The organism is Micromonospora sp. DT43 (genome assembly GCF_049841645.1).
In the GTDB taxonomy this organism is placed as follows: Bacteria; Actinomycetota; Actinomycetes; order Mycobacteriales; family Micromonosporaceae; genus Micromonospora.
Window position 1 is genome coordinate 87,151 of the sequence record NZ_JBNCKR010000013.1, and the last position, 26,788, is coordinate 113,938.

Below are 26,788 nucleotides of genomic sequence, written 5' to 3' on the forward strand. Positions count from 1 at the left end.
CAGCAGCGCCGGCCTACTGGCGGTGGAGCTCGAGTGCGAGATACAGATCCACCCGGTCGTCGAATCGGTGCAGCTGACGGCCGGTCAGTTGCTCGATGCGCTGGATGCGGTACCGCAATGTGTTGACGTGGACGTGCAGCAGCTTCGCCGAGCGGGTCCACGAGCCGTCGCAGCGCAGGAACGTGTCGAGGGTGTGCACGAGGTGGGCGTCGTGGGACCTGTCGTACTCGGCGATCGGGCGAAGCAGCCGGCGGTGGAACGCCCGCCGGGCCTCGGCCGGAACGCCGGCCAGCAGCAGCGCGTGGGAGGACAACTCGCCGCTGGAAACCACGGCTACCTGTTCCTGCCCGGCCAGGGCGTACCGGTAGGCGTGGCGTGCCTCCTCGACCGCGCCGTCCAACCCGGCGAGCCCGTTCGTCGGGGCGCTGATCCCGATGGCGAACCGGGCGCCGGCGAGGCCCGGCGTCAGTGCCCGCGCCGCGCGGCGGATCTGCGCCACGAAGTCGGGCGGGGCTGCCCCGACGGTCGCGGTGTCCCCGTCGGGCAGGGGATCGATCTGGACGATCGCCTGCACCTCGTCGCCGATCTCCGCGATGGCGGCGGACGGCGCCAGCGGTCGTGCGATCTCCTCGACGACGGTGAGGGCCAGCTCGTCGGGCGCCCCCGTGCTGGTACCGGCGGTGAGGGCGAGGAACGTGGCGTTCGGGTCGAGGCGGCACGACTCGAGACGGGCCGCGATCTCGGCGGGTGCGGTGCCGCTGACGAGCGGTTGGAGCATGAGCGCGGCGAGGCGTCGTTCGACGCGAAGATGTCGGTCAAGGTGGGCGCGTTCGAGGGCGAGCAGGGTGACCAGTCCCTCGACGGCAAGTCGCCGGTCCGGGTCCCAGGCGGTCGCGTCGCCGGCGCACGCCAGGAACCAGGCACCGAGACGTCGCCCGGGGTGTGTGCCCGCGGCGAAGAGCGAGTATCGCTTGTCGCGGGCGACGCCGAGAACGTGCGGCAGCCGAGGCGCGGTCAGGAACGTACGCGCGAGGCGGGCGCGCAGGTCGTCCGCGAGGGGCGAGGTGCCCGCGACGAGCCGGCCGGTCGCCGACAGGACCCAGCAGGAGATGTCGGCGGCGGCCGAGGGCAGCAGGTCGGCGAGGTGAGCGTCCTCGCTCAGGGCCGCGATCAGACCCTGGTGTCGATTCACGACCGCGGCCAGGCCGGTGGCCTTCTCGACGCGGAGGGCGGTGCCGATGGCATCGCTGATGGCGGTGAAGGAGACCTCGACGGGCACCTCGAACACGGGCACGCCGTGGCGGGCGCACGCCTCGACGAGATCGGCCGGAACGGTGCCGAACGCGGCCGCGCCCGCCCCGACCGCACTGACACCCGCCCGTGCGACGGCCGCCGCGAACACCTCGGAATCCGGGGGCGTACGCCGCCACATGAGACCGGTGAGCACCACCTCCCCGCCGGACAGATAGCGACTCGGGTCGAGGAGGTCGGTGGTGAAGAACTGACGAATCGCACGGTGACCCTGGCTGTGGCCACTGAGCATCGTCAGTCTGAGATTGGCCTGGCCAAGGAGGTCGTTGAGGCGCATCGACAACTCCTTGCCTTGGAGGAAGCTCCAGAGACCGTAGGTCGGGAATGTTTCAAGTTCGGTTTTCCCGCCCAATGCCAGGTTGTCCACCTCGCTGCTTGACTGCCACCAGCGCGGACGACAGGGGAGGGCCCGGTGAATCAGCGTCTGACCCGGTTCAACGGTCTGCCGGCGGGCGACGCCGAGCGGGCGTTGCGGGACTGCTGCGCATCGCCGGCGTGGGCGCGAGCGGTGGTCGCCTCGCGGCCATATCCCGAGCTGCAGACGCTGCTCACCGCGGGCGCGGAGGCTCTCGCCCACCTCCCCTGGCCGGAGATCGCCCAGGCGCTCGCGGCGCATCCCCGAATCGGGCAACGGGCCGACGGCGACGGACGCGACGCGGCGTGGTCACGGCGCGAGCAGGCCGGCGTCGCCGACACCGACGAGCCGACCCGCATCGCGCTCCGTGCGGCGAACCAGGCGTACGAGGGCCGCTTCGGCCACACGTTTCTGATCTTCGCGAACGGGCGTACCTCCGCGGAGATCCTCGCAGCAGCCACCGGTCGGCTCGGCAACGACACCACTACCGAGCGGGAGGTGGTCCGGGGTGAGTTGGCACGAATCACCGCCCTGCGCCTGACGAGGCTGCTGAGCGAATGAACCTGTCCACGCACGTCCTCGACACCGCTCGCGGTGAGCCGGCCGGAGGAGTGCTGGTCCACCTCTACCGGTGGTCCGGTGACGACTGGATCGGCGTCGCCCAGGGACGTACGGGCACGGACGGACGCCTGCACAGCTGGGCGCCGGAGCCGCGCTGGTGCCGAGGGACGTACCGCCTCTGCTTCGACACCGCCGGCTACTTCGGTCTCGGGGCGTTCTTTCCGGAGGTGTCGGTGGTGTTCGTGGTGACGGACGCCTGGCGTCACCTGCACGTGCCCCTGCTCATCAGCCCGTACGGCTATTCGACGTATCGAGGGAGTTGACCCGTTGGACATCGTTCTCGGCGCCCACCAGTACGGAAAGGCCGAGGTGCGGCTGGTCCACGTCGTCCGCCACGGCGATCGACACCAGCTGACCGACCTCACCGTCAGCGTCGCGCTCGCGGGCGATCTGGCCGACACGCACCGCACCGGCGACAACGCGAAGGTCCTGCCGACCGACAGCCAGAAGAACACGGTGTACGCGTTCGCGCGGCGCCACGGCGTCGGTGAGATCGAGGACTTCGGGCTGCGCCTGGCGCGACACTTCGTCGAGTCGCAGGCCGTCATCACGCGGGCGACCGTCCACGTTCAACAGCACGGCTGGGACCGGCTGGGCGAGCACTCGTTCGCGCGGTCCGGCGCGGAGACGCGTACCGCGACGGTCACTGTCGACGGATCGGGTGCCGTCGTGGTCTCCGGCCTGACCGGCATGGTGCTGATGAACACGACCGCCTCGGAGTTCCACGGCTTCGTCCGGGACGAGTACACGACCCTCCCCGACGCGCATGATCGGGTCCTGGCCACGGCCGTCGACGGGCGCTGGCGCCACGCGACGAGCGAGAGCGACGACTGGGCCGCGTCGTTCACGCAGGCGCGGCGGCACCTCGTCGAGGCGTTCGTCGGCACGCACAGCCTGTCCCTGCAGCAGACGTTGTACGCGATGGGCCAGCGCGTCCTCGAACACCGCCCGGAGATCGTCGAGGTGCGGATGTCGCTGCCCAACAGGCATCACTTCCTCGTCGACCTCGCACCGTTCGGGCTCGACAACCCGAACGAGGTGTTCTACGCCGCCGACCGCCCGTACGGGCTGATCGAGGGCGCCGTGCGTCGCGACGACGCGCCGCGCTGGGAGGAGTCGTGGTGGCAGGCCTGACCTCGACACCATCGGCACCCCTGCTCATCGAGGGATGTGCGATCGCGACAGTCGACGCGTCCGGCCGGGAGTTCGAACGGGGTCACATTCTCGTCGACGGGGGCCGTATCGCCGCGGTCGGCGCCGGCTCGGCGGACGGGATCGACCAGACCCGACCGGTCCGTCGGATCGACGCCACCGGCTGCCTCGCCACCCCGGGCCTGGTCAACACCCACCATCACCTCTACCAGTGGGTGACCCGGGGCCTCGCCCAGCAGTCGGACCTGTTCGGTTGGCTCACCGAGCTGTACCCGATCTGGGCGCGCATCCGGGAGGAGGAGGTTTCGGCGGCCGTCGGCGCGGGGCTGGGCTGGCTCGCGCTGTCCGGCTGCACGACGACGACCGACCACCACTACGTGTTCCCCGCCGGCGCCGGTGACCTGTTCGCCGCGGAGGTGGCGGAGGCGGCCCGGGTGGGACTGCGTTTCCATCCCGTACGCGGCTCGATGGATCTCGGCCGGTCGGCGGGCGGTCTCCCTCCGGACCATCTCGTGGAGGACACCGACGTCGCGCTCGCCGCGACCGCCGACGCGATCGACCGATTCTCGGACCCCGCTCCGGGCGCGATGGTCCGCGTCGCGGTCGGCCCCTGCTCTCCGTTCTCCGCGAGTGAACGACTCATGCGCGAGGCCGCGGCGTTGGCGCGGGACAGGGGGGTACGTCTGCACACCCATCTGGCCGAGACGGTCGACGAGGAGAAGTACTGCCGGGCCACGTACGGCTGCACGCCCACCGAGTACGCCGAGCGGCTCGGCTGGCTCGGTGACGACGTCTGGCTCGCACACGGTGTGCACCTGGATTCCGACGCCATCGGGCGGATCGCCGACACCGGCACCGGCCTCGCCCACTGCCCCAGCTCCAACGCCCGCCTCGGCGCCGGTGTGGCCCCCGTCCGAGAGCTGCTCGACGCCGGCGTGCCGGTCGGGCTCGGCGTCGATGGCGCCGCCTCCCAGGAGGCCGGTCAGCTCGTCGCGGAGCTTCGACAGGCGCTGCTGATGGCGCGGCTGCGCGGCGGGCCGACCGCGATGGCAGCCCGCGAGGCACTGGTTCTCGCGACCCGTGGGGGCGCTCGCTGCCTGGGTCGCGACAACGACATGGGATCCCTCGAAGAGGGAAAGCTCGCCGACATCGCGCTCTGGCGCGTCGACGGGCTCGGCCACGCCGACATCGCCGATCCGGTCGCGGCCCTCGTGTTCGGAGCCCCGGCCCCGGTGGAGCTGCTCCTCGTCGGAGGTAGGCCGGTCGTCGAACGCGGCCGCCTCACCACTGTCGACGAGCGGGATCTGCTGCACCGCGCCCGGCGCGCGGCCGCTCGCCTGCGGGCCTGAACCGGAAGGCGACCGCCGAATGACCGCACCGCGAGAACAGGAGCGAGAGTGCCGGACATGACCGAACGTGGAATCCTGAGCCCGGAGGCGCGGGATTTCGTCACCGATCTGCAGCGGCGATTCGGTGCCCGCCGCGCCGAGTTGCTTGCCGGGCGGTCGCGGCGGCGCGCCGACATCGACCGGACGGGACGGCTCGACTTCCTGCCCGAGACGAAGGACATCCGGGCGTCCGAGTGGAAGGTACCCCCGCCACCGCCCGGCCTGACGGACCGACGGGTGGAGATCACCGGCCCGACCGACCGCAAGATGGCCATCAACGCGCTCAACTCCGGTGCGAAGGTCTGGCTCGCCGACCTGGAGGACGCCAACACGCCCCACTGGGCGAACGTGCTGACCGGGCAGGTCACCCTGTACGACGCGGTACGAGGCTCGATCAGCTACGACGCGCCGGACGGGCGGCACTACGCGCTGCGCACCGATCGGCCGCCCGCCACCATTGTCGTCCGCCCGCGCGGCTGGCACCTCGACGAGCGCCACCTGACCGTCGACGGCGCAGCGGCCTCCGGTTCCCTGGTCGACTTCGGCCTGCACGTCTTCCACAACGCCCGTGAGTCGCTCGCGCGGGGCAGCGGCCCGTACTACTACCTGCCGAAGCTGGAGAGTCACCAGGAAGCCCGGCTCTGGAACGACGTCTTCCACCACGCGGAGGACACGCTCGCCCTTGCGCGCGGCACGATCCGCGCCACCGTGCTCATCGAGACCATCACCGCCGCGTTCGAGATGGACGAGATCCTGTACGAGTTGGGACCACACGCCGCCGGCCTCAACGCCGGGCGCTGGGACTACCTGTTCTCCGTCGTCAAGAACTTCCGCAAGCGCGCCGTCCTGCCCGACCGCGGGTCGATCACGATGACCGCGCCGTTCCTGCGGGCGTACACCGATCTGCTCGTCGCCACCTGTCACCGTCGCGGCGCGGTGGCGATCGGCGGCATGTCCGCCTTCATTCCCAGCGGTGACGCCGAGCGGAACGCGGCCGCGTTCGCGCAGGTACGCGCCGACAAGGAACGCGAGGCGAACGACGGCTTCGACGGCTCCTGGGTCGCCCACCCCAGACTGGTGCCGGTCTGCCAGGACGTCTTCGACGGCGTCCTCGGTCAGCGCGACAACCAGGTGAGCCGGTTGCGGGACGACGTCGTCGTGCACGCCGACGAACTGCTCGACTTCACCGTCGCGGGTGGCGAGGTCACCTCGGCCGGGCTGCGGACCAACGTCTCGGTCGCGCTGCGCTATCTGGAGGCGTGGCTGCGTGGCGTCGGTGCCGTCGCCATCAACGATCTCATGGAGGACGCGGCCACGGCCGAGATCTCCCGCTCCCAGATCTGGCAGTGGATCCATCAGGGCGTCCGGCTGGCCGACAGCGGCGAGACGGTCACCGCGGCGCTCGTCGGGCGCGTCGAGGACGAGGAGCTGGCGACGATCCGCGACGTGGTCGGCGAGGACCGCTACGAGGCCGGGCGATGGCCGGATGCCCGCGCGCTCTTCGAGAAGGGCGCGCTGGCCGACGAATTCGTGGAATTCCTCACCGTGCCCGCGTACGAGGTCATCGACTGATGGCTCGTCGACTGGAGGCGCGGGTCGTCGCCGAGCTGGACCGCCGGCTCACGCCCGTCGACGCCGCGCTGGAGCGGCACTATCCGGGCGAGGTTCCCGGTCGGCAACCGGTGCACACGGTGTACGTGCCGGCCGGCCGGTTCGCCGCGGACCTCTGTCGGCAGTGGGGCGAGCAGGCGCTCGCCACGCTCGACGGGTACCCGCCGCTGCCGTTTCCGGCGAGTCTGCGTGAGCGGGTGGTGGCCAAGTTGTCGACCGAGCCGATCGAGGACCTCCGGCTGGACTTCGAGGACGGGTACGGCGTACGCGACGACGAGGAGGAGGACGAGGCGGCCCGCGCTGCCGCCACGGCGCTACGTGCCGTCCGGAGCCCTGCCTTCGTCGGGCTGCGCTGCAAGGGTCTGGACCGCGACACCCGGGATCGTGCGGTTCGCACCCTCGACGTCTTCCTCGGCGCGCTCGGCCCGCCGCCACCCGGATTCGTCATCACCCTGCCGAAGGTCCGGGCCGTGGAACAGGTCGCGGCGATGGCTCTGCTGTGCGACGAGTTGGAGGCCGCCTACGCGCTGCCCGCCGCCAGTCTGCGCTTCGAGCTGCAGATCGAGACCCCCGAGGCGGTGCTGGGCGCGGACGGTACGGCCACCGTCGCGCGGATGATCGACGCCGCCGAGGGACGCTGCGTCGGGCTGCACTACGGCACCTACGACTACAGCGCCGCGTGCGGCATCGCCGCCGCACACCAGTCCCTCAGCCATCCCGTGGCCGACCACGCGAAGGCGGTCATGCAGGTGGCGGCGGCCGGCACCGGCGTACGCCTCTCCGACGGCTCGACAAACCTGCTGCCGGTCGGCGACCCCGACGCCGTGCACGCGGCGTGGCGGCTGCACGCGCGCCTGGTACGACGCTCCCTCGAACGCGGCTTCTACCAGGGCTGGGACCTGCACCCCGCACAGCTGCCCACCCGGTACGCGGCCACGTACGCGTTCTTCCGCGAGGGCCTGACCAGCACTGCGGGGCGCCTTCGCGCGTACCTGATGCGCCGCAGCGAGGGTGTCCTGGAGGAACCGGCGACCGCCCGCGCGCTCGCCGGCTTTCTGCGCCGGGGCCTGGACTGCGGCGCGCTCGACCCCGGCGAGGTAGGCGTCGACCGAGCCACCCTGGAGGCGCTGTGACCTACGACAGCATCCTGCGCTCACGGCGGGTCGTCACCCCACGGGGGGAGCAGCCGGCCACGGTCTGCCTCTCCGACGGCCGCATCGACGCGGTGACGGACTATCACGCCGAGCTCGACGGTCCGGTCACCGACCTCGGTGACCTGGTGCTGCTGCCCGGCCTGGTCGACACGCACGTGCACGTCAACGAGCCCGGACGTACGCAGTGGGAGGGGTTCGGGTCGGCCACCCGCGCCGCGATCGCCGGCGGTGTCACCACGATCATCGACATGCCGCTCAACTCGATCCCGCCGACCGTGACGGTGTCGGCCCTCCAGGTCAAGCGGCAGGCCGCCGACGGCAAGGTCCACGCGGATGTCGGCTTCTGGGGCGGGGCCGTACCCGACAACGCCGCCGACCTCCCGGAGCTGCGCCACGCCGGAGTCTTCGGCTTCAAGTGCTTCCTCGTCGATTCCGGGGTGCCCGAGTTCCCACCCCTGGACCCCGCGGCGCTCGACAAGGCCCTTGGCGCCGTCGACGCCCTGTTCCTCGTGCACGCGGAGAGCCCGGACGCGGTCACCGCCGCGCCGTCGTCGCGCCGCTACACCGACTTCGTCACGTCGCGTCCACCGGCTGCCGAAACGGCGGCCATCGCCCGGGTGCTCGACGCCGCGCGGCGCGTCGACGCCCGCGTGCACATCCTGCACCTCTCGTCGGCGGAGCCCCTGCCGCTGATCGCCGCCGCGAAGCGTTCGGGGGTCACCGTCACCGTCGAGACCTGCCCGCACTACCTCTGCCTCTCCGCCGAGGATGTGCCGGACGGCGCCACCGAGTACAAGTGCTGCCCACCCATCCGCGATCACGCGAACCAGGATCAGCTCTGGGCGGGCCTCGACGCGGGCACCATCGACTGCGTCGTGTCCGACCACTCACCCAGCACCCCCGCCCTGAAGAGGCCGCCGAGCGGCGATTTCGCCGCCGCGTGGGGCGGCATCTCCTCGCTACAGATCGGGCTGCCCGCCATCTGGAGCAACGCCCGGGCGCGCGGATACCAGCTCGCGGACGTCGTCAGGTGGATGGCGCAGCGGCCCGCCGAGATCGCCGGTCTCGACACCAAGGGCCAGATCGCCGTCGGCTTCGACGCCGACCTGGTCGCCTTCGCACCTGACGAATCCTTCGTGGTCGACCCGACCGTGCTGCGGCACCGGCATCCCGTCACCCCCTACGCCGGGCGGACCCTGCACGGTGTCGTGCGGACCGTGTGGCTACGCGGCCAACAGGTGTCACCGGACGGACCGCCACGAGGGCGCCTACTCTCCCGGAGGGCACGATGACCACACCGAGCACGCTGCCGGACCTCGCCTCCCGGACCCTGTCGGGCGGGGTCGTCCACGCCAACGACGAGTTCTTCGCCCCCGCCGACCACCTGGTCGACCCGAACCCGCCGACGTTCGCCCCGCACACCTTCGGCGCGAAGGGACAGCTCTACGACGGTTGGGAGACCCGTCGGCGACGCACGCCCGGCCACGACCACGCCATCGTCCGACTCGGTGTCCCCGGGATCGTTCGCACGATCGTGATCGACACCAGCCACTTCACGGGCAACTACCCGCCGTACGCGGCAGTCGACGGCTGCCGCGTGGACGGGCACCCGGCGCCGGAGGAACTCGCCGACGCCACCTGGGTGCCCCTGGTTCCCCGGGTGGCGCTCTCCGGCGACACCCGCAACGTCTTCCCCGTCGACCCGGGAAGCCGGGTCACCCACGTCCGGCTGTCGATATTCCCGGACGGCGGAGTCGCGCGCCTGCGGGTCCACGGCGAGGTGACCCCCGATCCCCGGTTCCTCACGGGCGGTCTGGTCGACCTCGCCGCGCTGGAGAACGGGGGCCTGGTCGTCGACTGCAGCAACATGTTCTACGGCGCGCCGAACAACCTGATCGCGCCGGGCCGCGCAGGAACGATGGGGGAGGGGTGGGAGACCGCCCGTCGCCGCGACGACGACAACGACTGGGTTCTCGTACGCCTGGGTGCCCCCGGCGTCATCCGCGTCGCCGAAGTGGACACCAGCCACTTCAAGGGGAACGCTCCCGGAGCCGCCGCACTACGAGCCAGCGCGACGGACCCGGAGGACCCGAGCGGTTGGGCCGACCTGCTGCCGATGACCCGGCTGCAACCCGACACCCGGCACCGCTTTCGCACCGCAGACGTGGGTGCGGTGACCTGGGTACGGCTGGACGTGTACCCGGACGGCGGCATGGCCCGGCTGCGCCTTCTCGGTGAGATCACTCCGGCGGGGCTTGCCACCCTGCGCCAACGCTGGTCGACGGAGTGAGCGGACGTCATCGGGAAAGCCGTGCTCCGCGGAACCGTCCGGGCAGCAACAGAGCCGTCCGAGGACCCGCACACGTTGACGGGGGATTTCCCCCGGAACCGATGCCTGTGCTCGGCGGCGCACGCCGTTGTCGAACACGGTGCGTCAGTCTCAGGGCATCGGGGTGCGGCAGTTTCGAGACCTCGACGAAGTGGGGGTCCGAGTCGGATGGCGCTGCCGTGGATGCCGCGCTGGCGCAGACGGGCGGTCCGCGCCGGACCTCCCGCCGCCGACGAGCTCTTCGTCCAGTGGCACGGCTCCGCGGCGGTCCTCTCGCAGGTGGATGATCCGCCGTCGCTGCTGTGGCAGATGCTGCGCACCGCAGCCGCCGCGTCCGACGACGTCCTGGTCATGACCTCCGAACGTGCCGTCCGGAGCCCTGCCTGCGGTGCCGTGCTGCGCACGGTGGTCGAGGGGGCCGCCGGGGAATGGGGCGTCGGCCGGGTCTGGGTGGCCGCGAACGGCCTCGGCCGGCCGGACGAGGCGTACGCCACCTGGCTGACCCGGCTGGCGGCCCGTACCCGCGTCGAACTGCTGGCCCCCGACGGTCCCGTGCACGCCACACCCGACGGCACCCTCTACGCGGCGGGCGGTACGGGCGCCTGGGGATGGCGCTCCTTCCGACCCGGGGCCGGCAGCCCGGTGGTCGGAAACCGATACCCGGTCCCGTCCTGGGAGCGGGCCCTGCCGGACCACCCCATGGTCGTGTCCGGGCTCGTCGCCGATCCCGTTCCCGCCGGAGTGCTGCTGCGGACCTCGGCCGCCGCGCCGGCGGTGCCGGGCGACCCGGCCTTCGACGTGCCGGTGGACCCGCACGGGCCGACGCTGGTGCTGCGGCACATCGGCGAGCCACCCGTGGATCCCCGCTCCCTCGCCGGGATCTTCGCGGGGCTGTCGGCGCGGACGACAGTTCGGATCGAGACCGCCCTGCTCGACCCGACGACGCCGCCACCGCGCGTCGACTGGCTGGACGCCCTCGCCGCGGCCCTCGATGAATCGGCCACCGCCTCGGCGGACCCGATCACGGTTCCCGAGCCCGGCGACCGGCGACGGACGTCCTGCCAGCCGCCACCTCTCCTGAGCGCCGGGTGGGTGCGCATCGGCAGTCGGCTCTACCGCCACGCGAACGAGTCGGACCTGCTGGCCGAGGTGGTCCCATCCGGCGTCCTGCTGCGTACGGCCGGTGCCCGTCGGCCCGATGGCATGGCATTCGTCGACCCCGGTGACTGGGTGCTGGCGGTCGACGTCCGCGCCTCCGACCGGTTGGTCGACCAGCTGTGCCGGGTGCTCGTCGAGGCCGGCGGAGCGCCGGGCCTCGCGCTGGTGGGGCAGGCAGACGACGCGACGACGGTACGGCTGGAAGCAGCGCTTCGCGCCGCGGCGACGCCGCCTCCGGCGGTGCGGAAGGAGGCCGGCGTGACCTCGGCGGTGGTCGCCGACATCAGCCCACCTCCCTCGGCGATCGACGAGTCGGTCCGGGACGCGGGCTCGGCGAGGCTGGCGCTGCCGCTGTCACCGCGCCTGTCCTCGAATTCGGCCAGCGCCGGGCCGAGCGAGGCGCCGGTTCTGAGCCGGCGGCCGGTCGCGGCGCCGGCCGTTGCCGCGCACCGTCGGGTGGAACCAGCGGCGCCGGTAGCGCCAGCCGAAGGGCCTCGGACCGACTTCGGGCGCCCAGCGGCGGAGGACCTCGTCCACGACCCCGCGCCACCGGGCAGACCGCCCGCCGGAATGCCGCAGGTGATGACCAGCGCCGGGCCCTACCTCGACGAGCCGGAACGCCCGGCCGTCGCCGGCGTCCCCGCGCCGAGGGTGGAGGGACCGTTCGCGCCCCAGCGCGCGGGGCCGGCCGCCGCCCACACCGACGGAAGCCCGGTGCCCCGCTACTCGCCCGCCGTGGCCGAGCCTGTCGAGGACCGGGCCAGTACCGCGGAGGAACAGCGGGACCTGGCTGCCAGCCTCGGTCCGGCCTTCACCGACTCGATCACCACCGTCAACGCCGCCCTGGCCGCGTGGCCCGCGCTGCGGCAGGGAATCTCCGCGTCGGCGAAGACCGATTTCGTCGCCGTGCACGTCTTCCTCGGTCGGTCCGACGAGAGGGCGGCCCGGCTCAACGCACGACTGCGTGCCGGACACCTGCCGAACCTGCCGGGCTACCTGCCGTGCCTGGTGTCCGGTCTGCGTCGCCTGCCGCCCTACCGGAGGGTGATGCTCTGCCAGGGAAGACTGGCGGCCCAGGCGCGGCACCTGTACCCCGAGGGTGGTCTGCTGGTCGAGCCCGGGTTTCGCAGTGTCAGCGGCGCCACAGACCTTGCCGCCGAGGGCGCCGACGTCGACTTCCTGGTCTGGTCGCGTACGGCCCGGCAAGCCGGCGCGCTCGCCGAGCGACAGGACCTGGACGAGGCCGTCTTCCTGGCCGGGGCACGGTTCAAGGTGCTCGCCGTCCACGAGGGACCCACGTCGGCGCACCGGGCCGGTATCCCCGCGACCGCCGTACTGCTGCGTGAGGTGCTGCCCGGCGAGCAGCCGACGTCGGGCCTGGACGACGCCGACCGGACGACGCTGACCCGGCTGGAGCGGACGCTCACCCGACGACGGTCGGCGACACCCCGGCTGCTCACCGACACCGACCCCGACACCATTGGCCGGCTGGTCGGCCCTCCGATCGGTTACCTGGAGGATGTCGAGGCGCCCACAGGTGTGGCGGCGGGCTGACAGCCGGTCCTGAGGGAAAACCCGCAACTCTGCCCGTACGGCCCGACGGACCGGTGGTAGCGACCCGCACCGCCGGCACGCTGGTCACGTGCAGGACCCGGGGTACGTTGTCGCCTCCTCGTCCACCGCCGCGTAGCGGGAGCGGCTCGCAGTGGACACCCCCATTCCCGCGTGGTTGAACCACATCCTGAACTTCTTCGTCGGCGCGACCTGGCCGACGGGCAGCGAAGGCGGCATGCGGGGGCATTCCGACGAGTGGGAGCACCTCAGGGACGTCCTGAAAGACGTCCGGGACAAGCTCGCCGACCAGCGCGCACGGGTGCCGCAGGTGCTGAGCGGCAGGTTCGCCGACGGGGTCAACGAGTCGCTGGACAACCTGACCACATACCTCGAGCAGCTGGAGAAGACCGCCAACGGCACGCGTAAGGACCTGAAGAACGGCGCTGCGGACCTTCAGGAAGCGAAGATCATGGTCGTGGTGCAGTTGGCGCTGCTGGCCATCCAGCTCGCCTGGCTGATCGCGTCGCTCTTCGGGGCCCTGGCGATCCCTGCGGTGATCGGCGGCTTCCGTGCCATCATCACCGGGATTCTCCGGCAGGTCTTCGTCGAGGTCACGCAGGAGATCGCCCAGGAGCCGCTCCTGATGATCGTCATCCAGGCGGCCCAGGACGCCGACGGGGTCCGGGAGGGCATCGACTGGGACGCGATCAAGAAGGCTCTCATCCAGACGGTGATCGCCGGCGGGATCGCCGGCCTCACAAACGTCGGTGCTCAACTGTTTGTCGAGTGGGCCGGAAGAAGAATCGCCAAGATCGATCGAATCGGTCCGGACGGCACGCTCTACGTCACCGACCTCAGGTTCCGAATCGGCGGCCTCATCGTCAAGGGCACCGCCCAGGCGGTGGTGGCGATGCCGGCGGAGGTGGCCGGGCAAGTCGCGGTCGGGGCGGAGATCGAGTGGAGGTGGGGGACTGCGACAAGCGCCTTCGTCGGCGGCCTGTACGAGGGCAACGCCGCCACCCCGGGGCAGCTGGTCAACGGCCTCAACCTGTCCCAGGCCGGTGGCTACGGCGAGAAGCCCGGCCCGGGTGGTGAGGGGGAGAAGGGCGGCGGGGACTTCGGGGTCGACGGCGAGTACCAGAACGAGAAGCCGCCTGTCGAGGCCCGGGGTGAATCCTTCGGCGGCGACAACGAGAGTGTCGTCTCGGACGCCGACACCCTCGTCGGCGAGGAGGAGAGTGTCGACCGGGACGCCGACAGTCTGTTCGCCGAGACGGGGAGCGGCACCGGCAGCGAGGACACGGCATCCGTCGTCGACGAGTCCGGGGAGGTTCGACAGCCCGGACGCGAAGACGCGGGCACCGGCACGGGGTCGGAGGCCCTCGCGTCGATGGCCGCCGACGTGTCCCCAGCCGTCGGGACCGGCGACGGCGCGGTGAGCGCGATGGCCGGCCTCGGCGTGCGGGCGAACGCCGAGGCGGCGGGTCGGGCGGACGGGCCGGCGGGTCGGGCGGACGGGCCGGCGGGTCGGGCGAACGCCGAGGCGGCGGGCCGGGCGGACGCGGTGGCGGGTCGGGCGAACGCCGAGGGGGCGGGCCGGGCGGACGCGGTGGCGGGTCGAGGGGCCGGGATCGCTGGTGGCGCGGCCGACGGCAGCGTGGGGGACGGCGACGCGCGGGTCACCAACGGCCGGTCGGACGGCGCTGGTGGGAGCGAAGTCCGTGGCGGGCTCGCCGGAGCAGCGCAGAACTTCGGTGCCGAGGCGGGTGTGACCGGGGACGCCACCGCGCAGGGGATGCCGGCGACCGCGATCGTGTCGACGGCAGAGGTCGGTGGCGGTAGCGGGTCCGGCGACCCGAACACCGTCGGTGGTGCCGACGCGGACGCCGCGACCGGCGGGCAGCCTGCGGGCGTGCAGGGTGGCTCGGGTGGGCAGGCCGGCTCGGGTGGGCAGGCCGGGTCGGGTGGGCAGGCCGGGTCGGGTGGGCAGGCCGGCTCGGGTGCGCAGGCCGGCTCCGGGGCGGACGTCCGGGCCGAGTCCTCACCGGCGGTGTCGACGGAATCCGGCCAGCATGGTGTGCATCGGCCGGAGACCGCGGCGTTCGACACCCGCCCCCAGGAATCGGGCGGGCCGGCGACCGCGGTCGCCGACCCGCTGCGCTCGGACGACAACACGCCGTCGGGCACCGGCGGGGGTGTGGCCTCCTCCGAGGGTGGGGCCGGCCGCGCGCCGGGCTCCGACGGCGAGCAGGTCACCCGAGGACTGCCGACCGAGGCGGTACGTCGGATCTACGGCGACCTGCCCGCCCACCAGGCGCCGGTCGGCACCTCCATCGGCGCCGACCGCCTGGCGGCGGCTGGGGAGTTGGTTTCCCAGGTCACCGGTGGCCGTACCGCCGACGCGGCGCAGCGGTTCGCCGACCTGGTGTCGAGCCTCTCTCCGCAGCAGTTGGTGTCCGGTGTGGCCGGCGAACGACTGGCGGCGACTCCCAGCAGCTACGAGCGGGTGGAGGCGGCTGCCCGGTCGATCCCCGGGTCGGCCGCCGTGCTGACCGTACGGACCGGTCCGGACGCGCCTCCGCTGGTCGCCGTCGTGCACCACGGCCCGGACGGGGTCGCGTTCGTGGATGCGGAAACCCGCGGACCGGTCGACCTGCCCGCGAACCCCTACGACATCCACCTGATCTCCCTGCACCCCGTCTTCGACCTCGCCGTGCTTGACGTCCAGAGCCCCGGCCCCGGCGATCACGACCTGCGGGTGTACGCCATGACGGGGCTGGAGGTCGATGTCCCGGTCCAGGTGGACCACCTGGTCCCGGCTACGGCCGAAGGCGTCGAGCAGGCCGCGCGGAACGTCCTCGACCAGCTGAACGGGCTGACGGATCGGGTCGAATCCGAGTTGCGCGGGGCGCTTGCCGACCCGGCCGGGGCGGAGGCCGCCCGGACCGAGCAGGTGCAGGTCGCCACCGCGGTCTTCGACGCGGCGAAGCAGTCAATCACCGGTGCGGCGAACCCGGACCCGAGTCGGTCCCGACTGGCACGGGTCGAGTTCCGCGACGTGCTGTACCAGGTGGACCACGCGCGCTACGAGGTGAACAGGGCAACCGGGCAGGAGATCGTGCCGCCCCTGGAACGCCTGCTGCGTCCCCCGTCGACCGAGTCGCGCGGCGATACCGAGCACGCGATCGGCGACGCCCCGTCGGTCCCGGCGACGATCGAGGCGGCAGCGGAGGAGAGCCCGCATCGGTCCCACCCACGAAACGACGCGATCGACGACCTCCGTCATCCGCAGATCTGGATGGCGTCCACTGAAACGCCCAGCCCGGAGACCCTGCAGGCAGGGCTCGCGGCGGTTCCCCGCGAATCCGTACGGGATCTGACCCAGGTGGTTCGCCGGTTGCCGGGGGAGGCCGCACGCCTTGACAACGTGGTCAGGCCGCTGGTGACGGATCCGGCCTCGGCCGCCGCGCTGGCCTGGACCAGCTTCCTGAGCGACGCGCGGGGTGCCGCCGACCTCGCGGTCACCGCCGACCGCATGGCCGTCACCCGAGCTCAGGTGCAGTCAGTGGTCGCCCGCTACGACTTCGCCCGCGCAACGCTCTATGAGCAGTCGGGGCGCAACCAGGACGACCCGCTGCTGCCTCGCCCCGCCGACCTGGTCGTCAGCCTCACCGCCGGCGACCCGGAGGCACCCGACGCCGACCGCCCCGCGCCGGACGATCGTACGGCCGGCCCGCGGCAGCGGCGGTATGTGCTCGACAGGTGGCTTCTGCGCGGGCCGCAGGCAGGGGCGGCGGCGTTGGAGGCGTCCCGGGCGAGGCTTCCGGTGGAGGCCGGCGCGACGTACAGCGACGCCGAGCTGCGGGCGCTGGACGAGGTGCGGCGTGCGTACCTTGCCGGCCGGTCGGGTGACACCGACGGCGTCGACGCCATGGCCTGGTCCCTGCTGCGCCGCGCGGACGGCGACACCCCGGAGAACCGGCGGGACCTGCTCGACCTGGTCCGGTCGGTACGCCAGCCGGACAGCACGTGGCGCAACCCGGTCGACAAGGTACGACAGGCCGTACGGTCGCCGCAGGCGACGCCTGCGGCGCTGGCGAAGGCGGCGACGTCGCAGCACTGGCCGACGGACACCAGGCCGGTGGAGGGTCTACCGCCGGAGTCGCTCGACTCGCGGGATGCCGCGCTGGTCCCCGGCCTGCAGTATGTCCACGACGTCTCCAGCCTCGAACAGTTGCGCGACTGGCTGGCGGGACTGCTGCCGGTGCCGGGCGCCGACCTCACCACCGACACCGTCAAGCGGGCGCTCACCTGGGGTTTCACCGCCTCGCTCGACGAGGGAGTGCCAGTCGTCAAGATGCGGGTCGGTGACGAGACCTACGTGGTGACGCTCTTCACCGACGTGGTCGGTCCGCCGCGGGAGGAGACGGACGTCAAGCCGACCGCGCGGTTGGAGACGCGCGTCAACGTGACCGACGAGGCGCTGCGCTCGGCGCAGAGGAGCCGGACGGGGTACGCCGACGGTGGCGTCGTCACCCGATTCGGCGAGCGCGTCTTCGCGTCGTTCCTCGTCACGGTCGGCGGCGGTCGATCCGTGACGCGTGGTGGCAGTCATGTCAGTAACGTCTCGACCGCCGGCTACACGTACTTCAAGCCGAGCGACCCGGTGCGGTCGATGGCGGTCCCGGTCGCGTTCTCCGCGACAGTCACGACTGAGGGCGCGGAGCAGGGTGCGTGGCGGCACGAGACGTTCACCGACGGGGACGGCCGGCCCCGGCCGGAGACCGTTCGCCTGTACGCGGGCTCCAGTCAGATGCCACGCGCGGACCTGGTTCGTACGCAGCTGCGCGCCGACCAGCCGTTTCCGCTCTGGGACATGCACAACGCGATCGAGCGGATCTCCGGCCTCCGGCAGCTACGGGCGGACCTGCGGCGGCTCCTCGGGCCCGCCGAGTACGCCTTCTGGTCGGCGCAGATCGAGAAGTTCCTGGGCCAGGACAACCTCACCGGTATGTTGCCCGACGCGTACCGGCGGGGCGGCGACCACCAGTCGAGGCCGCGGCTCAACATCCGGGTGGGCGACCGCTTCCTGAACCTGAGCCTCGAGGCCACCGCCACGGCCATCGAGAAATCGGGCCGGGGCACCAAGAAGGTGATCGTCGACAAGATCAGGGCCGCGCTGCAGAAGCCACAGCAGGGCCAGGACCGCCGTGGGGCCTGGCGGTACAACGCCGGTGGTACGTTCCGCGCCCTGGCCGGCCTGTTCACCGCCGGCGGCCGGTGGGCCGGGTCCCGCGGGCGCGGACGGCAGTCGGTAGGTGTGCAGCGCAGCTATGCGCTGCGCGCGATACGGGCGAACAACCCCAGCCGGGTGGCGAAGCTGGACAGCCAGTTGCGGCTGCACGCCAACTGGGGTCGGGACGGCGCGCAGGAGACGGGGTCGACGTCGCCCGTGGACGGCTACATCCAGGTCCGGCTGCGCGAGAAGGAACTCAGCGCCCTGCTCAGCCAGCTCAGCCACCTCGGGTCGACGGACACTGCGGATCCGCAGGGCAGCGCGGGTCCGCAGGGCAGCGCGGGTCCGCAGGGCAGCGCGGGACCGCAGAGCAGCGTGGACATCGTGCCGGTGGCGGACGGCCCGGACACCGACACGGCGCCGACCACCGGGAGCGGCACGGAGCAGGGTCGCCCGGATCCACCCCGGCCCTTCCCGTGGTCTGAGCGGCCGAAGCCGCACCTACGCTGGTGGACGCCGACCGCCGACGGTCGGCACGGTCTGGGCTACGGTGCTCCCACCCGGGTGAGCGGCATCGACGGCATCTACGACTCGCTGGTTCCCTGGCTGGTGAGCAAGCACATGCTCCCCGCCGAGGCGAACGGCCCGGACGACATGACACCGTGGCAGCACCTGCAGAGCCTGTCGTCCACCGGGCACGAGATGAACAAGCCCGGTGTCGAGTACGTCAACTGGCGTCGCCTGACCGAGCGGGTCTCCGACCGCGTGTTCACCCGTCGGATCGACGACCTGATGTCGGGTAGCTCCGACAAGCCCGGCCTGGCGGTCACGTTCACCAATGCCCGCAACGATTCCCTGACTGTCGGCTTCGCCGCGGTCCCCGGGTCGAGGAGCCGCTACCTTGCGGGCGACGACCTGTGGAGCCTGAACAGCTTCAGCGGCCAGGACGGCGTGGTCTCCAGGGAGACCCGGTCGAAGGCGACGGACCGGGGTTACGACCTGGGCGGCATGCCCAAGGCCGAACCGTGGGCGCACGGCGAGCCGGTCGGCGGTGTGGGCGGCCAGACGCGCAGCCGCCGCGAAGGCGCGCGGTTCGGCGAGTCGGTCTCCGCCAACGTGCAGTCGGCGGCGGCGCTGGAGGAGGACGCGTCGCTCTTCGACGTGCCGATCACGCTCTACTGGATGGCGTACGGCGGCGATGGCACCGCGCCGTTCACGGGCCTGGCGCGGGACGCGAACACCGAGCCGCGCTCCGCGACGGGCTCGGTTCAGGTGTGGCAGCCGGACTCGTACGCCGACGCGGACGAGCGGGGACATCAGCCGCTGCCGGACCTGCGGCCGCTGCCGTCGGGCCGGAAGTCTCCGCTGATCGGTCTCACCCCAAGGGCCGCGGTCTCGGCCAGTGGGGTCGCGGCCATGCGGCACCGAATGGTGGCCGCCACCAAGGCGACGTACGCGGACGCCATGGAGGGCCTCAGCATGGTGCACTACAAGGCGAACCTGGGGACCGCGTTGCAGGGCGGTGCCGCTGTCCTGGCCGGGCCGGAGAGCGGCATCCTGCGGGTCACCCCGAAGGGCAAGCCGCAGATTCTCAAGCGGGTGAAGGCGTACAACGACTACACCCTGGAGAGCCAGACCGGCAGCATGAGCGACGCCGACGAGTTGGACTCGGTGTTCCGGCGCGCGGCGATGGGCTACAACACAGGCCTTCCAACCGATTCGGGTGGTGCGCTTGTCGGTGCCGGGCACGGGGACGGCAGCCTCACCGCGAACGAGTCGACAGCCGGCTCGTACCGGGCCTGGACCGGCATGAACGACATGTACGTGGTCCGTACGGCGGTGCAGAACAGCTACTTCACGTCCGACGACACGCAGCTGACGGGCGACGGCGAGGTGATCCTCATGCTCTCCGACGAGGACCTGCACGCCCACCCCGAGCGGTTCCAGGACTTCGACGACCCACGATCCCTTCTTCCCGCGTCGCCGGAAGCCCCCGGGCAGGAGCCGCAGGGCGGCATCGACACGTCGGTCCGGGGCACCGCCGGCGCCGACGATCCGGCACCACCGGTGAGCCTGCGCGACGGTCGCCCGTGGACAGGCGTCTTCCTGGACACGATCGGGATCACCGCGCTCCAGCGGCGGGCCGGCGAGAGGGCCACGCGGCTGGGCGGCCTCCGTCTCCGCAACGAGGTCTACCGGCGGCTGACCGGTCTGATGGCGCACATGTACCAGCTCACCGATGACGGCAAGGCGTGGGAGATCACGATCGGCGGCAGGACGTTCGAACTCAAGGTCCAGGCCGAGATCATGGACGAGGCCGTGTACCAGGGGCGCGGTAAGCGGGACCGGCTCAAGCTCTACACCCGACGCAACACGACGCGCGCCCGACAACTCCGTGACCTGCAGGTACGGCAGCTGGGCGCGACCGGTGGCGTCAGCACTCTCAACCGGGGGGTCAGCGACAGCACCACCGCGCCGGTCTCCGCGTCGGTGACGAGCACGCACACGGCGGAGCGGACCCAGGGCGGCACATCCAACATGCTGACCATGTCGGGAGAGCGTCCCCAGGACACCGCGAAGTTCCGGCAACCGGTCCGTTTCACGTACTCGTTGCATTCGGTCAGCTCCGTTCCGCGCCTGCCCGGGTCGGTGCCGAAAGAGCCAGCCATACCCGTCATCGAGGAACGTCCCATGTACGCGCCGTGGGACGGTAGCCGCCTCCGGGCCGGGAACCAGCCGGATCTGAGCGGCGTGCGGCTCGGCGACCTGCCGGACGGTGCCCGGATCCACGGCGTACACGCGTTTCGGGCGCTCGCCGACGCGGTCACCGCGAACCAGCCGCGGGGCGCGCGGGCCACGCAGGTGGCGGCCGGGGTCCTGGAGGCGCGCTCGGAGGGATCGGTCCTCACGCACACAAGCGTGACGCAGTTGTTCGGCGACATGCAGCGTCAGTCGGGCGGGATCCCGTTCAAGGGCATCAACACCGGAGCGCGGCGGCTGCTGCTCAAGGACGGCACCCGCGTCGCCGCCGAGTTCGGTGACGTCATCGACGTCTACCACGTCAGGTCCGCCGAGATGGAGGACTACGAGCACGGCACCCAGGGCGTCAGCGAGGGCTCCGCCACGTCCACCCGCCAGGCGGTGGACGCCGCTGTCCTGGCGACCCACCCGGTCGCTCCCGCCGTCGCTGTCGGCGGTCGGGGCGGTGGTGGCGTGGACCGGACCAGCGGCCGGGGCTTCACCCAGATCCGGGCCACGGAGCACCGCGCCTGGCTGCGGGAGATCCCGCCGGCGGGCGTCTACCACGTGTACGCCAACGTCATCTTCGAGGTCACCGTCCCGGGTGGGACGACGCGGCGGGTCCCGGGCACGATGGAGTTCAGCGTCGACGACGCGGCCGCCCTGCGGCTCGGCCTGCCGGCCTCGTTGCTGAACACGATCAACCCGGGCCGGGACAGCAGCACGGACGCCGGCACGACGTCCAGGGCCGCCGAGAAGGCGCCCGCCAGACCCGATGTCGTCACCACCAGCCGGGAAGACCCACGGACCCTGGCGAGCATCGCGGAGGAGTTGCTCCCCGGCGACGTGGACCGGATCTCGCTGGCCGAGGCCGAGGCGGACGCCGAGCGGTTCCCTCGGGTGGTGACCGTGCCGGACGGCGGTGTCCGCCTCTATCACGCCGTGGCGGCCAGCGCCCGGCTACAGGACGTCGACCTGGGCGCGCAGATAACCGACGGCGAGGCACTGCGGTCTGCCGTGCGGGCGAGGGTGAGCGAGGCCCCACAGCTTCTCGACGGCCTGCTGGACCGCTCACCGGCGCAGCTCCTGGTGGCCGGCGCGGGCCGGGACCGGTTGGAGCAGGTGCTCGGCGACTACACCCCGCCGGCGCTGACCCCGCAACAGCGCGTGGACCTGCGCGTCGCGGAGGAGGACGCCCAGGTCCGCCGGGCGGCTCGCCGTGCCTCCGTCACGGGCTGGAACGATCGGCCCGCCGACGAACTGCGGGCGGCCCTGACCGGCTTCACGCCGACCGTCGACCCACGGCGGATGGCGGAGATCGTTGAGGAGGCCGGGAGCGCCGCCCGCCGCGCCGAGTTGGTACGCCGGATCGAGGAAGACCCGCGACGCTGGGTGCCCATCGTGGACTCCGTCTACCGTTCAGAGGCGAACGCTGGCGTCCGTAACCTCTCCGCCCTCTACACGGACACGGCGGCCCGGGACGGGCGGCTCCCCTCCGAGCGGGAACTGCTGACCGCGGCCCTCACCCGCGCGGACCTGTCCGACACCGCGCTCGACGAAGCCGCGCCGCGAGCGTTCGCCCACCTCATGGGCCTCGACCTGGTGGTGGTCGGAGACGGGCACGTCGAGCGGTTGAACCCCGGCAGGCTGCCCCTGCCGCTGTTCATCTCGTGGGCATCGGGTCGTTTCGACGCGCTCGGGCCCAGCAGCGCGGCCTCCCGGGGCAACGACCTTCGGGTGCACGCCCTGACGAGGATCGTCGCCAACCCACCGCACGATCCGGGACGCCTGGTGCCCGCCACGAAGGAGGGCGTGACCGACGCCGTGACGACGGGCCGATCCCGGTACGAGGCGGTCCGCGAGCAGGTCACGTCGGCACTGGACGACGCGCCCGCCGACCGGGCCGACGAGGTGGAGACCGCACGGCTTGCGCTCGGGGCGTTCGAGCGGGGACTCACGGAACTGGACCGGTCGGTCGCCGGCCTGTCGGATCGTGACGCGCGAAACGACCTCGCCGAGGTGCTGCGAGCGTACGACTTCGCGCACCTACAGGTCGCCGAGGTTGTCGGCCCCGACTCGGTCCTGCCTCGGGTGACGGAGCTGATCGGCCCGCCCGTGGTTACGCCGAGTGCGCCCGCCATCCTCTCCGGCGACGCGCTGCGGCAGCTGTTCCAGGACGTCGTGACCGAGGGCCGTACCGTCGATCCGACCGGCCGGACCAGGATCGCCGAATGCCTCGCCGTGGTCCAGGCGCTGCTGTCCCGGTTGCACCCGGACGACCGACTGTCCCACACGGTGCGCGTCCCCCGCACCCGGGACGACTCCGATCTCCACCGACCGGCGGAGGTCTGGCTCGGCGACCATCGGGACTGGCAACGGTTCGACGGCTGGGACGGGTTGACCACCCGTCTGGGTGCGGACGGGCTCGGTCCGGGCTCGGTGGCAGTGGTGCTTGTCGAGCGGATGAGATCCGAGTACGGGCACGTCTATGCCGCGTACCACTCGCGCGACGAGGGGGTGCTGTGGTTGAACCTGACCGATCCGGGAGCGACGCCACGGGTCGGTGCGCCGGATCAGACACCGCGGGAGTACGACGCGGACGTCCACGCCCGCGCGGCGGTGATCGGTCCGGACGGGGTGGCCCGTGCGGCCGGAACGCCGGCGCGGCAGGCGTCGGACTCCCACGTCGAACCCCTCCTGGATCCGGTGGGCAGCCGTGGCTACCGGGGTGGCGGGCTTGAGGGTGAGCGCACCATGCCGACGCACTTCGACTCCGAGGAGTCGGGGCACTCGCTGCGCAAGCGGAGGCTCGCGGTGGCCCCGGACGGCAGCTTCCGCGTCGAGGTGGAGACGAAGGCCCTGCACTACCCGGCCGGGTACGCGGGCGACGGGGAGTTCGACGGGTACCTGCTGCCCAGCGACCCGGCGGCCGGCGACCAGGAGGAGGTAGCCATGCCCGAGTTGGTCACCGAGATCATCAGTAACCTTCCGGGCGAGCGAGGCCGGATCGAGGACACCGAGGACCTCTGGCGACAGCTTCAGGCGGTCGAGGACCGCTTCGAGGCGGTCACCGGCCCCGCCGGCCTGCCCACTGTCGACCTGCCGGCGACCCTCGCCTCCGCCGGGATGATGGCCGAGCCGTTGGCGACGGGCGGGACGATCGGCCGGCCGCCCCGCGGTGACGAGGGAGGTTGGCACTGGCACATCTCGATAGGCGTTCCGACCGAGGGTCTGCGGCGATTCCTGGCACGCGTCGCCGATCGCACCTGGCGCGACGAATCCGTCGCCTACACCTCCGTCCTGTCCGGCCGGTCCAGCTACCGGACGAAGGCGAGCCAGCAGGAGGGGATCGCCTTCAGCATCCAGGAGGCCGACGAGTTCCGCCGTTTCTTCGCCGGCCTGGGCGCGGCGCCCTCCCCGCGAGTGGTGGAGGCGCTGCAGGGCGTGCTCGCACTGGCGTACGCGCAGACGGCCGCGGTCGCCGACAACCTCGCCGCCCCCGACGTTCTCTCCAAGGCACACGTCGCCGCGCTGTCCCGTATGTCGCTGGCCCGCTATCTGGGGGAGTTGCCCTGGTGGGCGCGGCTCTATCTGATCACGCAGTCCCAGGCGATCCACGACCGTTTCGCGCCGTACTACCTGGACCACCACGACGGCTACCAGGACCGGCTGGCAGCCGCGGCCGACGCCACCGATGAGCTGCTCATGGCGGAGGGCGGTGACCCCTGGACCGCCTCCCGGCTCGACAGGCGGATATCCCCGAGGTCGTATCTGCTCGCCGTACTGAACGGGAAACCGGTCAATCAGAGGATCCTCTTTCCGGAGGTGACCACGTTCGACAGGCTCGACACCGCCGACGGCAGCCTGACCGTCGGGCTGGGCGTGTTGGAGGTGCGCTCGTACGGGGCTCGGCGGGGAACGGTCGCCCAGGCCCGCGGCTGGTACCAGGAACTCGCCGGCCTCGCCCGCGACCTGTACCTGGAGGTGAAGGATCTGTCACCGCTGCGGGACGAGCCGCTGACGAAGCTCGGAACGGGCAGCGGCGAGCCCGCGAACGCCTCCCTGCTGACCATCTTCCAGGCCGTCGCACGGGCTGTCGGCGGCGACCTGCGCGGTGCGCTCGACGCGGTCGAGCCGGCGCGCCTGCACCTGGACAGCGGCCAGCGGACCCAGGTGGCCAGACAGCTCATCCTGCTCCGCCAGACGCACGTCCTGGCGGACGAGCCGGATGCCGCGAACGCCGTGCTCCGTCTCGCCAACGGCATCGTGCTGCCGCTGATCGACGAGTGGCTGACCGCGCCCACCTGGGCCGACACGATGCGGAACTGGGCGCCGCTGAACGACGTGCTCATCATCGACGGCACCCAGGACCTCGTCCCGCTGGTGCGGCAGGCCGTCCTGTCCCGCACCTTCGCCGCCCCGCCGTGGCGAACCGTCGACGGTGGAAACGCGGCCCGCGCGGCCGCGGCCACGGTCGTCGGCCTCGCCAGCTCGACCCTCGGCGACCAGGCGCTCGCGCTGCTGGCCGCCGACGGGCCCGACGCCCGTCGGGACGCTCTGCGCGCCCTGGTCGACGAGGTCTACCCGGACAGCTACGACACGTTCGCCCCGCTGATCGCCGTGGCCCCGCCACCCGCGTCCGAGGTCGCCATGGTGAGCGCCCTCAGCAGGGTTGCCCGCAACGAGGTGGGCGCGGCGGAACGGATCATCCGGGACACGATCGTCGATCTCGACTCCCCGTCCCGGGCGTACTGGATCCGTCAGCTGCGCTCCCTGGCCGAGAACCTCGACGACGAGAGCCCCGAGGTGGACCGGCTGATCCAGCTCATCGCCGAGGCCGGCATCACGAGGTGGTCGCACGCGCAGAGCTGGGAACAGTCGGTCGACGCGCTCAACCACCTCACCGACATGAGCAGGCGAGCCGATGCCAGTACCCAGGCGTGGATCAATTCGCGGATCGAGGAGTTGGTCGCGCGGGACCCGTCGAACGGCCGACTGGCCGCGTCTCTCGCGGTCCACGAGTTCGCCCGGGAGGGGCGCGGGGAGCAGGCGTACCGGTACCTCATCGAGCCGGACTCCTCCACTCGCGCACAGTTGCTGCTCGACCTGGCCAGCAGCGGGAGCTCGCAATCCCTGGTGACCGTCGCCGCCCTGAGTCGTGGTGCTGCCCGGGAACCGGCTGAGGTGGTCCAGGCTGCCGTGGTGTGGGCGGCCGCCGAGGTTGCCGCCGGGCACGACCGGTTGGCCGCCGAGCGGATCGCCCGGGTGCTGTGGGACAACCCCGAGCTGGCCGGGCACGCGGCCCGCGCCGCAGCCCACCTGCGTGACGGCACCGACGCCGTCGCCGTCCCGGCCGAGCGCGTCGCCGGCATGGTCGAGATGACCGTGGCCGGCCGCCGGGCGCAGTGGCCGGCAGACGGCTACGTGCGCCACCCCGAGGACTTCAGCGCTGTGGACGATGCCGTGCGTCGCCGCCTGGAGCTGGGCGACGATCCCATCGCGTACCGCACGGATCGCGTGTTGCCCGGCCTTCCGTCCGGCGTGAACTCCGCACTGGTCCTCACCCTCTTCCTCGACGTGATGGACCCTGGGCAGTCGTCCCTCGACGGCTCGGCGCTCGCCGAACAACTCCAGCGGCCGGACAACGTGAGGGTTGTCCCCGAGACCGGTGCCATCGTCCTGCGGTTCACCGAAGACTTCCCGCAGGTCTGGGCCGACCTGCGTGCGACAGTCCGCCATCTGCGGTCCGCCGGGGTGCGGGAGGCCGCCCTGAGCATCGCCGCCGCCCTCGACGCGGGCGACGACGGACCGGCCCGGCGCGCCCTCTTCGACAGGTACCAGGCCGAACTGGGCACGATGCTGGCAGCTGACGCCGACCCCGGCATGTCGCTGCCGGGCAGCGTCCACGTCGGGCGCGACGCCCTCACCCTGACGATCCCCAGATCCGGGCTCGACCTCGGCGTTCTCCAGGCTCAACTCGCGCTGGCGATGGCCGTTCGGGCCGCGGCGAACGGCCCGACGCCCCCAGCCGACGGGCGGCCGGACAACACGTCGCTTGACGCCCGCCGCCTGATCGACATCGTCGCGGCCGGGCCCGAACAACGGGCCTACTTCGCTCAGCTCTTCCACCTCGGCCACCGTGCCTCGGTGCCCGCCTGACGAGGTCGGCGGTGGCGACCG

At 72.2% G+C, this 26,788-nt stretch carries 11 protein-coding genes; 10 read left to right on the plus strand and 1 reads right to left on the minus strand.

Going from position 1 to position 26,788, the window contains the following annotated elements:
• Positions 1-13 precede the first annotated feature (13 nt).
• Positions 14-1,588, minus strand: coding sequence for a helix-turn-helix domain-containing protein (locus ACLQ26_RS26140; RefSeq protein ID WP_425746945.1), 1,575 nt, complete (start codon positions 1,586-1,588; stop codon positions 14-16).
• A 135-nt stretch (positions 1,589-1,723) separates the two neighbouring features.
• Between ACLQ26_RS26140 and uraD the strand changes: the two genes are divergently transcribed.
• The 10 genes from uraD (at position 1,724) to ACLQ26_RS26190 (ending at position 26,767) form a co-directional block, all read left to right on the plus strand.
• On the plus strand, positions 1,724-2,227 hold the full coding sequence (gene uraD, locus ACLQ26_RS26145) for a 2-oxo-4-hydroxy-4-carboxy-5-ureidoimidazoline decarboxylase (RefSeq protein ID WP_425746946.1): 504 nt from the start codon (positions 1,724-1,726) through the stop codon (positions 2,225-2,227).
• Positions 2,224-2,550: a hydroxyisourate hydrolase gene (gene uraH, locus ACLQ26_RS26150; protein WP_425746947.1), complete on the plus strand. Its 327-nt coding sequence runs from the start codon at positions 2,224-2,226 to the stop codon at positions 2,548-2,550. Before uraD ends, uraH begins: the two co-directional genes overlap by 4 nt.
• Positions 2,551-2,554: 4 nt before the next feature.
• Positions 2,555-3,421 carry a factor-independent urate hydroxylase gene (pucL, locus tag ACLQ26_RS26155; RefSeq protein WP_425746948.1) on the plus strand — a complete coding sequence of 289 codons (867 nt, stop codon included), beginning with the start codon at positions 2,555-2,557 and terminating at the stop codon, positions 3,419-3,421.
• Entirely contained in the window at positions 3,409-4,788 is a 1,380-nt protein-coding gene (locus ACLQ26_RS26160) for an 8-oxoguanine deaminase (protein WP_425746949.1), read from the plus strand. The genes pucL and ACLQ26_RS26160 overlap by 13 nt, the downstream gene beginning before the upstream one ends.
• Before the next feature lie 57 nt (positions 4,789-4,845).
• Positions 4,846-6,399: a malate synthase A gene (gene aceB, locus ACLQ26_RS26165; protein ID WP_425746950.1), complete on the plus strand. Its 1,554-nt coding sequence runs from the start codon at positions 4,846-4,848 to the stop codon at positions 6,397-6,399.
• Complete coding sequence (locus tag ACLQ26_RS26170) at positions 6,399-7,571, plus strand: DUF6986 family protein (RefSeq protein ID WP_425746951.1); 1,173 nt, start codon at positions 6,399-6,401, stop codon at positions 7,569-7,571. Before aceB ends, ACLQ26_RS26170 begins: the two co-directional genes overlap by 1 nt.
• Positions 7,568-8,884: an allantoinase AllB gene (gene allB / locus ACLQ26_RS26175; protein WP_425746952.1), complete on the plus strand. Its 1,317-nt coding sequence runs from the start codon at positions 7,568-7,570 to the stop codon at positions 8,882-8,884. Before ACLQ26_RS26170 ends, allB begins: the two co-directional genes overlap by 4 nt.
• Positions 8,881-9,882, plus strand: coding sequence for an allantoicase (gene alc / locus ACLQ26_RS26180; RefSeq protein WP_425746953.1), 1,002 nt, complete (start codon positions 8,881-8,883; stop codon positions 9,880-9,882). The genes allB and alc overlap by 4 nt, the downstream gene beginning before the upstream one ends.
• 207 nt (positions 9,883-10,089) lie before the next feature.
• Positions 10,090-12,633, plus strand: coding sequence for a hypothetical protein (locus ACLQ26_RS26185; protein ID WP_425746954.1), 2,544 nt, complete (start codon positions 10,090-10,092; stop codon positions 12,631-12,633).
• Between the two features lie 151 nt (positions 12,634-12,784).
• Positions 12,785-26,767, plus strand: coding sequence for a hypothetical protein (locus ACLQ26_RS26190; RefSeq protein WP_425746955.1), 13,983 nt, complete (start codon positions 12,785-12,787; stop codon positions 26,765-26,767).
• Positions 26,768-26,788 lie beyond the last annotated feature (21 nt).